The 15,948-nt window shown below is 34.0% G+C and carries 14 protein-coding genes and 2 tRNA genes; 12 read left to right on the top strand and 4 right to left on the bottom strand.

From position 1 onward, the window contains the following. The 8 genes from I5M07_RS15520 (at position 1) to I5M07_RS15490 (ending at position 7,344) form a co-directional block, all read left to right on the top strand. Positions 1-73 (top strand) — tRNA-Lys (locus tag I5M07_RS15520). A gap of 40 nt (positions 74-113) precedes the next feature. Then, positions 114-196, top strand: a tRNA-Leu gene (locus I5M07_RS15515). Between the two features lie 262 nt (positions 197-458). After that, positions 459-3,416: a DEAD/DEAH box helicase gene (locus I5M07_RS15510; protein WP_200107363.1), complete on the top strand. Its 2,958-nt coding sequence runs from the start codon at positions 459-461 to the stop codon at positions 3,414-3,416. Between the two features lie 108 nt (positions 3,417-3,524). Then, positions 3,525-3,893 carry a DUF1016 N-terminal domain-containing protein gene (locus tag I5M07_RS15505; protein ID WP_200107362.1) on the top strand — a complete coding sequence of 123 codons (369 nt, stop codon included), beginning with the start codon at positions 3,525-3,527 and terminating at the stop codon, positions 3,891-3,893. 106 nt (positions 3,894-3,999) lie between these two features. After that, a complete protein-coding gene (locus I5M07_RS15500; protein WP_200107361.1) occupies positions 4,000-4,599 on the top strand; it encodes a hypothetical protein in 600 nt (199 codons plus the stop codon). Between the two features lie 355 nt (positions 4,600-4,954). Next, a complete protein-coding gene (locus I5M07_RS15495) occupies positions 4,955-6,232 on the top strand; it encodes a tetratricopeptide repeat protein (RefSeq protein ID WP_317191337.1) in 1,278 nt (425 codons plus the stop codon). A 75-nt stretch (positions 6,233-6,307) separates the two neighbouring features. Further along, the gene (locus I5M07_RS16080) at positions 6,308-6,664 is read left to right on the top strand and encodes a sensor histidine kinase (protein WP_317191336.1); all 357 of its coding nucleotides are present in this window, start codon (positions 6,308-6,310) and stop codon (positions 6,662-6,664) included. A gap of 11 nt (positions 6,665-6,675) precedes the next feature. Then, positions 6,676-7,344, top strand: a complete 669-nt coding sequence (locus tag I5M07_RS15490; RefSeq protein ID WP_200107360.1) for a response regulator transcription factor — start codon at positions 6,676-6,678, stop codon at positions 7,342-7,344. A gap of 47 nt (positions 7,345-7,391) precedes the next feature. On the opposite strand, the gene I5M07_RS15485 is transcribed toward I5M07_RS15490, so the two are convergent. The 3 genes from I5M07_RS15485 to I5M07_RS15475 form a co-directional block, all read right to left on the bottom strand. Continuing rightward, positions 7,392-8,117 carry a porin family protein gene (locus tag I5M07_RS15485; protein WP_200107359.1) on the bottom strand — a complete coding sequence of 242 codons (726 nt, stop codon included), beginning with the start codon at positions 8,115-8,117 and terminating at the stop codon, positions 7,392-7,394. An 11-nt stretch (positions 8,118-8,128) separates the two neighbouring features. Continuing rightward, on the bottom strand, positions 8,129-9,265 hold the full coding sequence (locus I5M07_RS15480; RefSeq protein ID WP_200107358.1) for a hypothetical protein: 1,137 nt from the start codon (positions 9,263-9,265) through the stop codon (positions 8,129-8,131). Between the two features lie 243 nt (positions 9,266-9,508). Then, positions 9,509-10,609 (bottom strand): fatty acid desaturase family protein, encoded by a 1,101-nt coding sequence (locus tag I5M07_RS15475; RefSeq protein ID WP_200107357.1) that lies wholly within the window; start codon positions 10,607-10,609, stop codon positions 9,509-9,511. 215 nt (positions 10,610-10,824) lie between these two features. On the opposite strand from I5M07_RS15475, the gene I5M07_RS15470 reads away from it, so the two are divergent. Genes I5M07_RS15470 through I5M07_RS15455 form a run of 4 tightly spaced genes read left to right on the top strand, consistent with a single transcriptional unit; the run spans position 10,825 to position 14,620 of the window. Next, positions 10,825-11,334, top strand: coding sequence for a tetratricopeptide repeat protein (locus tag I5M07_RS15470; RefSeq protein WP_200107356.1), 510 nt, complete (start codon positions 10,825-10,827; stop codon positions 11,332-11,334). A gap of 60 nt (positions 11,335-11,394) precedes the next feature. Beyond that, the gene (locus I5M07_RS15465; RefSeq protein WP_200107355.1) at positions 11,395-12,366 is read left to right on the top strand and encodes an ion channel; all 972 of its coding nucleotides are present in this window, start codon (positions 11,395-11,397) and stop codon (positions 12,364-12,366) included. Positions 12,367-12,411: 45 nt separating this feature from the next. After that, a complete protein-coding gene (locus I5M07_RS15460; protein ID WP_200107354.1) occupies positions 12,412-13,311 on the top strand; it encodes a MerR family transcriptional regulator in 900 nt (299 codons plus the stop codon). A 1-nt stretch (position 13,312) separates the two neighbouring features. Next, positions 13,313-14,620 carry a cryptochrome/photolyase family protein gene (locus I5M07_RS15455; RefSeq protein ID WP_200107353.1) on the top strand — a complete coding sequence of 436 codons (1,308 nt, stop codon included), beginning with the start codon at positions 13,313-13,315 and terminating at the stop codon, positions 14,618-14,620. An 8-nt stretch (positions 14,621-14,628) separates the two neighbouring features. Here I5M07_RS15455 and I5M07_RS15450 read toward each other — a convergent pair whose 3' ends face one another. After that, complete coding sequence (locus tag I5M07_RS15450; RefSeq protein ID WP_200107352.1) at positions 14,629-15,936, bottom strand: ABC1 kinase family protein; 1,308 nt, start codon at positions 15,934-15,936, stop codon at positions 14,629-14,631. Positions 15,937-15,948 lie beyond the last annotated feature (12 nt).

The raw sequence follows: 15,948 nt of genomic DNA, 5'->3' as shown, positions 1-15,948 counted from the left end.
GACTCGATAGCTCAGTTGGTAGAGCACATCACTTTTAATGATGGGGTCCTGGGTTCGAGCCCCAGTCGGGTCACAAAGGTCGAGTATTTTTTACTTGACCTTTTTTATTTTTAGGCCATGTGGAGAAACGGTAGACTCGCCATCTTGAGGGGGTGGTGCTCGCAAGGGCGTGAGGGTTCAAATCCCTCCATGGTCACTATAAAAAAATGAAAGCCTGCAAAGTGCATATTTGCAGGCTTTTTTTGTTTCAAAAACTTTAGTGTAAAATCCGATACAATTTCTGGATCAAGAACAAAACTTTTAATTACAATTTAACTTCAAATTTCAACTGTAAGTTAAAGCTACAACTGCTCATAAAGAATCGGTTTTAGAAAGCAAAGTTATAATTAGTAGAGAGATAATCTTATTTAAAGACATGGTTTTACTAAATTTGAGTAGTTTCATTCAAATTCTTCCTTATGTCAATTACAAAGTCTATTGAGCTTTTAAAATCACTTTTTAAAGGACGAGAAGATGTGTTTGCTGTTCGTTGGGAAAAAGCAGGGAAGTCGGGTTATATGCCAGCATATCAATATGACATCTATCACTACCGAACCTATAAAATGAATGGAGGTACTTTTGCTAATTATCCACACAAAACATTTCACTCGTTTAATTCTACTGAAATTGAAAAGCATTTAGATGGAGTTCAACAAATTGGAGTTTATCCTTTATTAACGGATAATACTTCGTGGTTTTTGGTAGCAGATTTTGACAAACAAAATTGGAAAGAGGAAGCCGTTATTTTTCTAAATTCTTGTAAAGAGAAAAATATCCCTGCTTATTTGGAACGCTCTCGCTCGGGTAATGGTGGACATGTCTGGATTTTTTTTGAAAAACCTTATCCGGCAATTAAAAGTCGAAAGATTATTGTATCAATTTTAGAACAATCAGGAGCATTTTCAATGTTTGATAAAAGTTCGAGTTTTGACAGATTGTTTCCTAATCAGGATTTTCTATCAGGAAAAGGTTTAGGAAATTTGATTGCTTTGCCTTTTTTTAAGCCCGCTTTGGAGAACGGAAATAGTTGTTTCATCAATCCCGAAACATTTGAACCTTATACAAATCAATGCCATTTTTTAAATGAAATTCATCGTGTTTCGACCGCAATGTTGGATAAAATATATAATGAAATTTTGAGTACTGATAATTTACCAATTCTCTATAATCGTAATGGTAAATTGAATATTTCACTTCAACAAAACATACGGATTCTAAGAGATGGATTAACAACTCCGTTCATTAACTTTTTGAAAGAAGAATTGAATTTTTCCAATTCGGAGTTTTTCATAAAAAAGAAATCGGGTAAAAGTACATTTGGAACAGAACGCTATTTTAAACTGGTGGAAGAAACAGAGAACGAGGTGATTATTCCTCGTGGATTTATCGGTAAATTGTTGCGGTTTTGTAATAATGAAAACTTGAATTTTGATCTTCAAGACAACAGAAAATTAAAAGAGGCAATTCCTTATTCGTTTAGTGCAGCATTGAGAAATCATCAAGAAAAGGTCATTGAAAAGATTTCTAAAAAAGATTTTGGAGTAATTGTCGCTCCTCCTGGTTCGGGCAAAACAATTATTGGATTAAAAATTATTGCTGAGAAAGGACAACCCGCTTTAATTGTTGTGCATCGCAAACAATTATTAGAACAATGGCAGGAACGGATTCAAGCATTTCTTGGTATACCAAAACACGAAATTGGTATTATCGGTCAAGGCAAAACAAAAATAGGAGCGCAAATTACTATAGCAACCATTCAGAGTCTGCCAAAACAGATAGCGCAAATCCAAAATCAATTTGGAACTGTTTTAGTCGATGAATGTCATCATATTCCAGCAGAAACATTTCGCAACACTATCGCTCAATTAAATACATTTTATCTGTATGGTTTAACAGCTACTCCATTTCGAAAATATAATGATGATAAATTAATTTTTGCTTTTCTTGGAGAAATTATTTCAGAAGTTTCAAATAATGAAATTGAAAACTACAAGCATGCTCAGATTATTGTCAGAAATACAGATTTTCATATTCCATTCAATTCAAAAACCGATAATTTTGAAACACTTTCAAAAGTCTTAGTTCACGATTCGGAGCGAAATAAAGTCATTCTAAATGATATTAAAAATGAAATATCAAATGGAAAAAAAGTAGCGATAATTACAGAACGAAAAGAACATATAGATACTCTTAATCTTTTCTTGAAATCATCATATGAAGTAGTAACCTTAAGAGGAGAGGATTCCGATGTTAATAAAAAATCTAAATGGCAAACTTTGCAACAAGGCAATTTTCAGGTATTGATTACAACTGGTCAATATTTTGGTGAAGGCTCAGACTTAAAAAATATTAGTTCATTATTTTTAGCTTATCCCTTTTCTTTTAAGGGTAAGCTTATTCAATATATTGGCCGCGTACAGCGTTCAGAAATTACTCCTACGATTTATGATTATCGTGATAGTAAAATTGACTACCTGAATAAAATGTTCCTAAAAAGAAATTCTTATTATAGACAAATTACAAAACAAACCAGTCTATTTGATGAACCAACTGATTTTATACCTGAAAGAAAAAGTTTGATTGTTGAAAAACAACTAAAAATGGCAATTGCCAAATTGGATTTCAGATACGGAAATATAGGTTTTGAATACATTGATAAAGAAAGTAATCAGAAACTTAATTTTGAAATTGAAAACGTAGAAATTAGACCTGAGTTTGAAGTGCTAAAGCCATATTTTACAAAGGTTTTAAAATCAAAAACAGTAATGATAGCTGTTTATGCTGAAATCGAGAATGGGGTAATTCTTTCGCAACTAGCCACGTCTTCCGAGCTAGAAAACATCAATAAAGCATTGATTGAAAGCGTTAAATTTCAATTTTTAAATAATACGTTCATCGGTCAAGCTCCTATATCACAGCAAAACATTCTAACTACAAAGGAATTACCCAAAAATCAACATATTTACAGTGATGTAGAACCTATTTTAGTTGATTTATTGAAAGGTAAACACTACAAGCATTCACAACATATTCAATTTTTAGCAGAAAATCATGAACGAAAAGTAATGAAATTGCGGTTTTTATTACAGCCGTTTTCGTTTATCTTTTTGTTAGCAGGAGAAAACAACTATTATTTTGTATTAGAAACATTAGATACTGAAGAAGCGACTTATATTTGGCACTCCGAAAAAAGTAAATCTTCTCTCATAGATAGTATTGAACGAATAGACAAAGAATTAAACATAATCAGAAATAACGGAAGACAAGCTTATTTAGAAACTAATCCTCAGAATTTCTCCAAAATCCTTCATAATTATTCTGTTAATAATAAAGGTTTTATAATTTGGAAAGACCTATTAGAAACGCTATTACTTTAGTTTTATATTTACCCTTTCGATAGTGTTTTAATTATTCAATCAGGCATCTTCAAAAACGAAAAATTTCATTTTTAGTTATATTTGTCGACATTAAAACTGTATTTTATTATGAGTGGAGAAATTATCCAAAGTATTGATTACAAAGATTGGTCTGACTTTATTTTCAATAAGATAAAGCTAGCTCAAACCCAAACGGCATTAAAAGTTAACGCTGAAATGCTTACTTTATATTGGGAAATAGGTAATTCTATCCTTCAAACACAACGGCAAAATGGTTGGGAAAGTAAAATTATGGACTTTTTATCAGCTGATTTAAATCGAAATTTCCCTGATAGTAAGGGTTTTTCTGTTAGGAATTTAAAATATATGAGAGCTTTTTCTGAAGCCTATCCAAATTTTCCAATCGTGCAAGTGCCTTTTGCACAAATTACTTGGTACCATCATATTAGTTGCTTGCAAAGTAAAAAATACCGATGAAAGAGGCTCGTTTTCCTTCGGATAAAAGGCAGCTATGAAGCTGAAGGGACTAATAGCATAAGAAATGGCCAAACGGCAATCGGAAAACCATGTAATGTAAATAATTATGAAAAAATATATTTATATCACTGCTTTATTGTTTTTTATTTTTGGCTGCTCTTCTACCAATAAGAGTATTGATCCTATAAATGCGTACTTAAAAGAAACCGTTAAAACCAACGATACTATAGTGATTATTACAAACAAAATTAATAATAATTACGCATTGGATTTGTGGAAAGAGAGAGTAGATTTTAAAGATGCTAGCGTATATATGGTGGAAAGTGTAGATGAAAACCCAAGAATTTACGAAGAAAAATATTGGGCTGAAATGAATGAAAAATACCGTAATCACGATACCGATTCACTATGGTTAAGGAAATCATTATGGAAACAAAAGGAATTTAAAAATTTTAAAGTGAAATGGATGACCGAAAAGGTATTCCCAAAACCTTACATCTACAGTGAATATATGGATAAAATTCCAGAAAAACCTGCGTTTTCATTTTCAGAACCCATGATTTACAAAAAAACATATGTTGTTTTTGCTTTTGCAAAAACAACTACAGGTCGACAATTCATAAACCCTAGATCTTTTCTTATTATGAAAAAAGAAAAAGGCAAATGGATAATTGTTAAAGAAATAACAGATGGTTTTTACTATTAGAGCTTGAACTAAAAACAGTTTGTGTCATTATTATTTTAAAAAAAACATTAGTGGCAGCGCGTATAATCAACTCGATTTATTGCTCGGTGCTAGCCATAGACTTTTCAACTTACACACTTTTTGGGACACTTTCTTTTAAAATTTATAGTACAAGTGACATTCTAATCATTTAAGGTTTTTATTTCCTCCTTTAAAAGGTTCCAATTCTGTACCATCAGCGTCACTTGATAGAACTAACAAGATTTTTTCTTTTTTGTACCTTTTTTTATTAGATACTAGCCTGTGCGATTACCCGCAAAAATGAAAAACAAGATCATAAAGATAATTTTATTATTTTCGAAAAAAAAGTAACTTTATGCTACGGCACCCGTTTTTCATTTTATTTATGTTGGTTTTCTTGTTTTCCTGCAAAGAAAAAACCAAAGCACCCGTTTTACAAAATACGGCTGCAACAGCATCTAAATCTTTTCAAAACAAGGCTATGTTTCAACTTAAAAACAATGCTTTTAATAGTGCTTTTTTCTTTTTCAATAAATCCAAAATATTATCTGAATCTATTAAAGATAGTGCCAATATTGCTTATGATTTGATTCAAATGGCTTCCATCCAGCAAATCAATGGCGATTACTATGGAAGCAAGCAGACTTTGACAGAGGCTTTGCCTTATGTTAAAAAAAACGCTCTCTATTTAGCATCCATCTATAACTTTTTTGGAATTGCCGATAAGGAATTATTTCTTTATGAAGATGCATTGCTTTCGTACCAAATGGCATTAAAAATAGCAACAGACTCCGTTTCTAAAAATTCGCCTTTAAACAATATTGCAGTTGTTTACATCAAACAAAAAAAATACGACAAGGCCATTCGTATTTTGGAATCGATTTTAAACAATAACGAAAGCTCTAAATTGCCTCTATCAACCAAAGCACGCTTAGTGGATAATTTGGGATATGCTTATTTTAAAAAAGGAAATTTGAATCATAGCCTAAAGTTATTAAATGATGGTTTTACCATACGCAATCAAATTAAGGACTCCTATGGAAACATCGAAAGTAACTTGCATTTGGCCGAATATTATAGTCGGATAAATCCTGAAAAATCCGTACAACATGCCCAAACCGCTTACCAAACCGCTACACAATTTAACAGCATTGACGAGCGATTAAATGCCTTATCCTTTTTAATTTCAACCGATCTAAGTAAGAAAAATATTCAATATGCGCAACATTACGTTCGTTTAAATGATAGTATTAAAAGAATTCGGAACAACTTCAAAAATAAATTTGCTAAAATTAAATACGAAGCCAAAAAAGAAAAGTATGAAAACCAACAACTTCGATTGGAAAAAGCCGAAAATTTGGTTTCGCTTCAGCGGGCAAACTACCAAAGCATTTTGTTTTTACTTGCGTTTATAGCCTTATTTCTGATTTTAATTTACATTCGAAAATTGCATTTTGATAAAACCAAAATCATCAAAATAAAAACAGCTTACGATACCGAAACTCGAATTGCCAAAAACCTTCATGATGAATTGGCTAATGACGTTTTTCAGGCCATTACTTTTGCGCAAACACAACCCTTATCAAATGAAAATACCAAAGAAATTCTGATTCAGAAATTGGATAATCTTTAGGGCAGAGTACGTGGTGTTTCTAGAGAAAATAGCCAAGTACCTACGGGTTCTGACTATGTACGGAATCTCAAAGAAATGCTAGCCACTTATAATACAAATACTCGAAATATTATCATAAACAATATTGATACCGTTAACTGGCCAATTATAGACGATATCAAAAAAGTAACGCTTTATAGAGTTTTACAAGAACTAATGGTGAATATGAAAAAGCATAGTGAAGCGACTTTGGTTGTGCTAACATTTGATGTATCAACGCCTAAAAGTTTACTTTTTTACTATGTGGATAACGGAAATGGTTGTTTGATAACTCAAATTACAAAAAATGGCCTTCAAAATGTGGAAAACCGTATTCGTGCAATAAATGGAACCTGTATTTTTGACACAGCTCCTGAAAAAGGATTTAAAATAAAGCTCTCCATTCCAATTTGAAATATTTCAGCATGTTTAAAAAAGTCCTTATAGCGGAAGATTTTGACAGTATTAATTTAGGCATCTGTCAAGCCTTAGACGATTTACATATTCCTCATTTTGATCATTCCAAATACTGTGATGATGCCTTTTTAAAAATAAGAAAAGCCCTTGCCGATGGAGCACCCTATGATTTACTTATTAGCGATTTGTCTTTTAAAACCGATCACCGGACGGTGGAAATTGAAAACGGAGACCAACTCATAGCAAAAGTCCGCAAATTAAAACCGGAACTTAAAATCATAGCCTATTCCGTAGAAGACAAGCCCTACCGCATTCAGTCTCTTTTTGAAAATGCTAATTTGAATGCCTTTGTCATCAAAGGACGCAACAGCATCGAAGAACTTAAAAAAGCCATACAAGTATTAGCTACTTCTGATAGCACTTATATTTCGCCTGAAGTGGCACATGTATTAAGAGAACAGCATTCTTTTGAAATTGACGATTATGATGTTATGATCCTTAAACAACTTTCGTTAGGGATAGCGCAAGATGAGATGGGCGCTTCTTTTAAAAATATGGGCATCACACCCAATAGTAAAAGCACTTTAGAGAAACGCATTGCCAAACTAAAAGATTTTTTTAAAGCCAACAACACGACACATTTGATTTCGATTGCCAAGGATATGGGCGTGATTTGATGTTGAATTAGGATGATTACAGCGTATGCCTATACACCCGTTTGCATTTAGTCATCCTTATTTTCTGCTTTTCTTTTTGCGAGGGCTTTCGCTTTTCCGATAGGTAAACCGGCGGTAATATAAAGAGAACGGTTGTATTGGTTTGGTCCATCGCCTTTCATAACCGGCACTAAACCGTGGTAATATTGAAGCGTAAGATTAATTCCGTGGGCCACATTAAGATGGTAACCCGCTCCAAGCGCAATTCCTGCATCTACTACATGAATTTGATCTCGAATTTTATTTTTGTATTCTACATCTTCTTTATTCACCTCAACCGTAAATTTATCAAAGGCCTTAGACAGTAAGCCGAATTGAGGTCCTGCCTTTAAAAAAATATTATTATTAAATTGGTGTTTGATTAAAATGGGTACATTAAAATAACGTAATTCTCGGTTTACATTTCCGTTGGCAAACACGGCATCTAAATCGGCATCGTTTAAGGAATACACTCCGATGTCTTTTGCACCCATTGGCGATTTCACAATAACGCCCGTATTAACCATCCATTGCGGGTTATTTTTGAATTTAAAATCAAAATAAAATCCCAAATTAAACCCTGGATTCATACCTGAGGATTCGGTATTTGAAATGGTCGAAAAATTGGCACCACCTTCTAGCCCAAATTCAATTAAAGGCGAATTGAGTTTATCCCCAAAAAGTAATGAAATCAGTACTTGCGATTGTGCATTTAGGGAGATAAAAAACAGCAGTAAACCAATTTTATTCTTCATATTCTCCTAGATTATAAACCAAATCGATATTGTACACCTCCTAACACTTGTGTTCGACTTCCTAAAAACCCAGTTTCTACGCGAAACATCAAATGTTTATTATATTGAAATTGACTTCCTACTATAAAGTTCCACATGTCTCTTGGCTCTTTGTGTAGCGAATATTGAACAGTTGAATTTTCGGCAGTACTCAAAGCTCCATCCATTGCAGATAACAAATTACCCGCTGCTTCCAGTGCACGGTTAGCTGTATTGTGTTTGGCTATATTTACCGGATTAGCTTGTTGAATAGCTGTTAATCCATCCCACCAATTGTTCACCTTTTCTTGATTTTCGCCTACTTTTTGAAGTCCGTTATCCACTTTACCTTGCGCATCATCAACAGAAAAAAGGTCGCTTAAAGCTAAATTCCCATTTGTTTTACCCGAAAGATGCACTCTAAATCCACCTACCCACACGGCAATATTTTGATCGGGTTTCTTAAACTTAAAGGTCTTTCCGAATCGTGGTCCAAAAATATAAGTAAATGCCGGTTGATCTAACCCATCTAAATCGGTCCACGCCATATTCATATCCAAAGCGAACCATCCTCCTCCTATTCCTATTGTTGGCGTAATTCCAAGACCAAAAGTTGATCCGCTAAAATTTGCTTTTGTATTAAAACTTGCAATTTCTGACCAATTATTATCGGCATCGGGTATCCAAACGCCCGCATTTATATCCGTTTGCGTATATGCCTTTCCAAATATTCCATACACGTTCAAAAAAGGCAGCAACCACACATCGGGTCTAACTGTTATAGAAGTTGCTTCGGCAGTCGAATTTTGAAACCGAACTATTTGATCCAAATTAAACTGTGGACCATTATTGAAACCTACATTCAAATTATCGATGTTGATGTCTGATTTTTGCCAAAAATAATTCACAGAAACCCCCGCTGAATAGGGTAAATTAAATCCTTTTGCCGTTGCTTTGTCTCCCCAAATGGGTAATACATACGGATAATCTGAAACCAGTAAACTGTCTTTTAACGCTTCGTTTTTCTTTCCTACTACCTTATCTGTATATACCTGACTAAACACTGAAATACTAATAAAAAATACTAGTAAGGTTACCATTTTCGTGTTTCTGCTTTGTTTGTTTAACATAATCTTATTTTTTTATACTACATATTCTATCTCAAAATAATAGTAATCAACAACTTGACAACTTATTTGAGTTAGCGTTAGAAAAGTTTTAATATCTCGCTAAGATAGTGAGATACTTTAAATTTTAAGATTGTTTTTGTAATAATTTATGCATACAAAATAGTTATAGGCTTACCTCTTTCTCAAAAAAAAAAAGAAGCCTCGAAAAGCTTCTGTTTTTATATTATTCGCAATTAAGGTATTTTATAATTCGCCGCTAAAGATTAAGTTGCTACTGTCACCGCAATTTTTGAGTAACGAAAAATGTGATTTCACAGCCGCAAGCATGCTGTAGCAGGTATAATCAAAATCGTATTCTTGTGCATATTTTTTAATAATCGGGGTGATTTCGGGATAATAGGTATGGGAAACTGTGGGAAACAAATGGTGTGCTACATGATGGGTAAATCCGCCATATAAAAAATCGGCTACGGGATGGCCGGCACTAAAATCTTTGGTCACTTCCAACTGATGGCGAACCCAAGTATTAGACATTTTCCCGTCTTCTTCTTGCAACGGAAAAACAGCATGTTCATCTACATGCGTAGAAATTAAAGCCACCACTCCCAACATACTGGATAACAAATGCATAGTTATCCAAGCTAAAAAAATCAAATAAAAAGGCTGATTTAATACTAAGTAAGGAATTAACAACATGTAACATAAGTTGAAAATTTTTGCCGCAAAAAGCAATACATATTGTTTGGTCGGAATGGTATAAACTCTTTTTAAATAATTATCATCGGTTCCAAAAAAATCTTTAAAATCTCGAATAAACAACCAAATCATCGAGTATAACGGATACAAAAACCACATATAAATATGCTGGAAACGATGAAAATTGAAATATTTACTATTAGGAAAAATACGTACTACATCACTTTGTTTAATATCGCAATCCCAATTCGGAATATTTGGGTAGGGATGATGTAGTAATAGGTGTCTTTGAATCCAAATTTCGCTATTACTCCCAAAAAGTTCCAACACATAACAATACAAACGGTTTTGTTTGGCTGTTTCAAAAATAGCGCCGTGAGCAGCATCATGAAAGGAATTAATAAAGAGAATAATCATTGAAAAACCCATTAAAACATAAAAGGTAAACAATAAAGTAGTGTTGTTTCCAAAGGTTAAAATCAATCCATAAAATCCCAGAAAAAGAAACAAAAACAGGAATGCTTTTCTTCTGTTTTTAAGTTGTAATTTTTTACTATTTAATACATTTTCTTGTACTTCTTTGATTAATTTTTTGAAAAAATCGTCTTTGGCAGGTCTTTGAAATACAGGTTTTACTAAGGTTTCCATAAAACTATTTTAAAATAAAAAAAAGGCAGCTTTTAAACTACTTTTTACCCTTCAAATATAAAAAGTAATTTTTTACCTAAAAAGTATTACCAACACTTTTGTAACCTAAAACTGATTTTTTTCTTTTCAAATTTTTAAAAAAATGTTTCTTAAAATGAAATAAAAATTCTGATGAAACGTTAATCTCCTAACCCCAAACTATTTAAACTTATATTATGAAAAAAAAGTTACTTACTATTTGTTTGTTCGTTTTAAGTCTAAACGCATTTTGTCAAACCTCCGCTGAGAAGTATTTTGATTTGGCTTACAATCAATCCAATACTGGAAATTCGAAAGCCGCAATAGGCAATTACACCAAATCCATCAAATACGACCCTAATTTTGAAGCTGCTTATTTGAATCGTGGCGTCGAGAAAAGCAAACTCAATGATTTTAAAGGAGCCATTTCTGATTTTGACAAAGCGATTTCTTTAAATGCAAAAAATTCGGATGCTTATTCTGGAAGAGCCAATGCCTATTACAAATTATTGGATTATCCCAAAACCATTTCAGATTGTTCCCAATCGATTACCCTAAATCCGAAAGATTATGTGGCTTATAATTTGCGCGGATTAGCCTATGCTAAAAGCAACGACAAAAAAAAGGCATCCTCCGATTTTGATAAAGCCATTGCCTTAGGAAGTCAAAGTGCCGTAAAAAACAAAAAAAGTTTTTGCAAGCCGTAAAACTTCAGTATCAAACCACTAGTAATTGCTATATTTGATAGACTATTACCATGAAACTTTATGGCCTTTATCAAAATAAACACAAAAGCGCAAGACGATTCGCATTCGGGTTTTGGAACCAATCCCAACCAATATGGTGGCCGTTTTATCAATAAAAATGGAACAGCCAACATCGAAAAAAGAGGACTGAATGTTTTGCAGCGTACCAGTTGGTATCACACACTCATTGCTTTGCCTAGGTGGCATTTTATGTTGGTTTTGTTTGGGTTTTATATTGCCATTAATTTTGTTTTTGCGCTTTTATATTTTGCCATCGGAATTGAACATTTGGATGGTATAACGGTTACCAATAACAAATGGGTGCAATTTGGTCAGACTTATTTTTTTAGTGCCCAAACATTTACTACGGTGGGTTACGGGCACATCAGTCCCACCGGATTTTTAACCAGTGCTTTATCTGCCACCGAAGCTTTAATTGGTTTATTGAGTTTTGCCATTGCCACCGGTTTGTTTTTTGGTCGGTTTAGCCAGCCCAAAGCGTATTTAAAATTTTCGGATATCGCTTTGATTAGTCCGTACCGAAATGGAAAAGCCTTAATGGTACGCTTGGTTCCTTTTAAAAATACCAATTTTTCGGATGCCGAAGCCAAAATGACATTGGGTATGCGTATTACCGAGAACGGCATTTCTTCAAACAAATTTTACAACCTTACGCTCGAACTGGACAAAATTAACACCCTTACTTTGAGCTGGACTTTGGTTCATCCGATCGATGAGAATAGTCCGTTGTACAATTTTACGCCTTCCGATTTTGAAAAAGTACAAGGCGAATTTTTAGTTTTCATCAAAACTTTTGACGAAATGTACAGCAATACGGTAGCCGCCAAAACTTCTTATACTTTTGACGAAGTGGTTTATGGAGCCAAATTTGACCCCATGTACCATCGAAGTAATGATGCTTCTAAAACCATACTTGATTTGGACAAACTCAATCATTATCAAAATTACACTTTCGAGGGAATTCAAAATTAGGTAAATTGAAAAAATACTTTATTTTTGTTTAGAAAATTTCCCCAAATGATAAACAATATAAAAAGTGTTTTTACCATAAAAGATTTAGAAAACCTATCGGGCATTAAGGCGCACACCATCCGAATTTGGGAAAAAAGATACGCCATTCTAGCTCCGATGCGTACCGAAACCAACATTCGAGTGTACGATTTAACCAATTTGCAAAAGCTTCTCAATATCACTTTACTGCATCAATACGGTTATAAAATTTCTAAAATCGCGACCTATCCTTCTGAAAAAATTCCCGAAATGGTTCGCGAAATTATATCTCACAAAAATGCGAACAATCATGCTATTAGCGAATTAAAAATAGCCATGATGCATTTTGATCAGGAACTTTTTTTTAATACCTACAATTGGCTCATTCGAGAAAAAACCTTTAAAGCCATTTTTTACGATGTTTTTGTACCTTTTTTAGACGAATTGGGTTTGTTGTGGCAATCCGAAACCATTTCGCCGGCGCATGAACATTTCATCAGCTATTTAATCAAACAAAAAATTGTGGCCAATACCGAGCCGCTTCAAGCCAAAACTCCCCAAAATAACTCGAAAGTATTTGTACTGTCGCTTCCGCAAAATGAAATTCACGAATTGGGATTGCTGTTTTTGCAATATGAAATTCTGCAAAAAGGGTATAAAAGTATTTATCTGGGCGAAAGTATGCCCATTGAAAATTTAAAAGATTTACGAGCACATTTCCAATCGATTGTATTTGTTTCGTTTATGACCGTACAGCCCGAAATTACCCAATTGGATGAGTATGTTCATCAAATGGAAAGTGAATTATTAAGTGATTCTAACGAAATCTGGTTGCTGGGCAAACAATTACAACACTTAAATACTAAGTCACTGCAAAGTAAAACATTGGTTTTTAAATCGATAGCAGAATTAACCGCACAATTGTAAAATGAGTAGGCAAAAAGTATCTTTTTTTTGGTTTAGACGTGATTTGCGTTGGGAAGACAATACGGCGCTTTGGCATGCTTTGCAAAGTGAATTCCGTGTCATTCCGTTGTTTATTTTTGATACCGCTATTTTAAATGAATTGCCTCAAAACGATGCACGCGTTACGTTTATTTACCAGACTTTACAAAACTTACATCAGCAACTACTACCATTTCAAAGTTCTATCTTAATTCAAAAAGGAACCGTTTTAGAAGTTTGGAATTCTTTGTTAGAAGAATTCGACATACAAGGTCTTTTTTTCAATAAAGATTATGAACCCTTTGCCTTAGAACGAGATTCGGCTGTTTTGAAGTTATTTTCTGAAAAAGGAATTCCTGTTGAAAGCTATAAAGACCATGTTATTTTTGAAGAAAACGACATCGTTAAATCTGACGGTTTGCCTTATACCGTTTATACGCCCTATAAAAACAAATGGTTGACCGAATTTGAGTTGCAAAAAAACAAGTTGCAACCGCTACCTCCTATTTCATTTGACAATTTTTACAAGAATTCCTTTGAATTTCCTTCACTCGAATCCATTGGTTTTACTAAAAGTACTATCCAAGTACAAAAGCCTAATTTATCCAATATCACTTATTACCACCAAACTCGTGATTTCCCTGCCTTAGATACTACCTCTTATTTGTCGCCTCATTTGCGATTTGGTACCGTTAGTATTTGCAAATTGGCATTATGGGCAGTCCAAAAAAATGTAACCTTTTTAAGCGAATTAATCTGGAGGGAATTTTTCATTCAAATTCTTTTTCATTTTCCGAATTCCGTGCATCAGAATTTTAAATCTGCTTACGATGGTATACAGTGGCGCAATAACGAAAGTGAGTTCAAACAATGGTGTCAAGGCAACACGGGCTATCCGCTGGTAGATGCTGGCATGCGACAACTCAACCAAACGGGCTACATGCACAACCGCGTCCGGATGGTAGTTGCCAGTTTTTTATGCAAACATTTGTTGATTAATTGGCAATGGGGAGAGGCGTATTTTGCCGAAAAATTATTGGATTTTGAATTGGCCTCCAACGTAGGCAACTGGCAATGGGCAGCAGGAACAGGTTGCGATGCTGCACCTTATTTTAGGGTCTTTAATCCCGAAATACAACAACAAAAATTTGACCCAAAAGGCGTTTATATTCGGAAATGGATTCCCGAATTTGACTTGGGTTATGCTGCGCCAATGGTAGCACATGCTTTTGCCCGAGACCGAGCCATTGCGACATACAAGGCCGGTATTATTCTAAAAACCGGAAACTAAATCAAACTTTATTGGTATTGTTGGTAGTTGTTTACGGTAATAGCTGCTTTTAAATCAAACATCAAATTATACAAACCAAAGAAAGTTCGGTTCATGTAAATAAAATGCTTTGAACCTCGATTACCATTCATTTTTCTCAAATTGGTGTCTTTCGAAAAACGTTCACCTAGTTGGGCAATTTCAGCAAAAAAGGCTTCGTTTGCAAAATCGAAAGTTTCTTCTTGAAAAGGCAGGGTAAATAATTGCAATAAATCGTAAAACATGCTGGTGAAATAGGCTTTTTCTTCGGGAGTATCCTCTTCGCGTATAATTTCCAACTCCACTAATTTGTCATGAAATAAATCGGGATTATTAATTAAATCTCGATTTACCAATTCAAAATAAGGCACATAAAAATCATCGGGAATGGTTTTCATACAACCAAAATCCAAGGCAATAAGCTTATCTTCTGCACTAACCAAAAAATTACCCGGATGCGGATCGGCGTGTACTTTCTTTAGAACATGTACCTGATACATATAAAAATCCCAAAGTGCCTGTCCTACTTTGTTTCGTTGGTCTTGATTCGGATTGGTTAGTAAATATTCTGGCAAGTGTTTGCCTGTCATCCAATCCATCGTGATGATTTTGTCCGAAGAAAACTCAGGATAATACCTTGGAAAAAGCAAATTAGGTATTTGATGGCAAGCAGCCACCACTTCTTCGCTTTGCTTCAGCTCCAAAACATAATTCGTTTCTTCAGTCAGTTTATCTTCTACTTCTTTAAAATACTTATCCGAATCTTTTCCTTGCAAATTAAACATGCGAATGGCGATGGGCTTTACCATAGCCAAGTCGGAAGAGATACTATTAGCTACACCTGGATACTGAATTTTCACTGCCAATTTTTTCCCGTTTTTCTCGGCCAAATGCACTTGCCCGATACTGGCGGCATTGATTGAATTGGCGTCAAAAGCATCAAACATTTCGTAAGGAGTTTTGCCAAAATTATTTTTAAAGGTTTTTAAAACCAAAGGAGCCGATAAAGGCGGTACCGAAAATTGTGACAATGAAAATTTTTCGACATACGCTTGTGGCAAAAAATTCTTATCCATACTTAACATTTGCGCCACTTTTAAAGCACTCCCTTTCAAGTTTTTTAATCCGTCGTAAATATCTTCGGCATTGTTTTCGTTTAATTTATCTCGTGACAATTCGGGGTTTACGATTTTTTCACCGTAATATTTTAGGTAATTTACTCCAATTTTAGCACCAGTTTGCACCAATTTACTTGCGCGTTCAATTTTTGAAGTTGGAATATGATCGATACTTTTCATGTTTACTTGTTG

The sequence above is a fragment of the Flavobacterium agrisoli genome (assembly GCF_016522065.1).
In the GTDB taxonomy this organism is placed as follows: domain Bacteria; phylum Bacteroidota; class Bacteroidia; order Flavobacteriales; family Flavobacteriaceae; genus Flavobacterium; species Flavobacterium agrisoli.
Note: the sequence above shows the minus strand (reverse complement) of the source record. Positions and strands in the feature narration are given on the sequence as shown.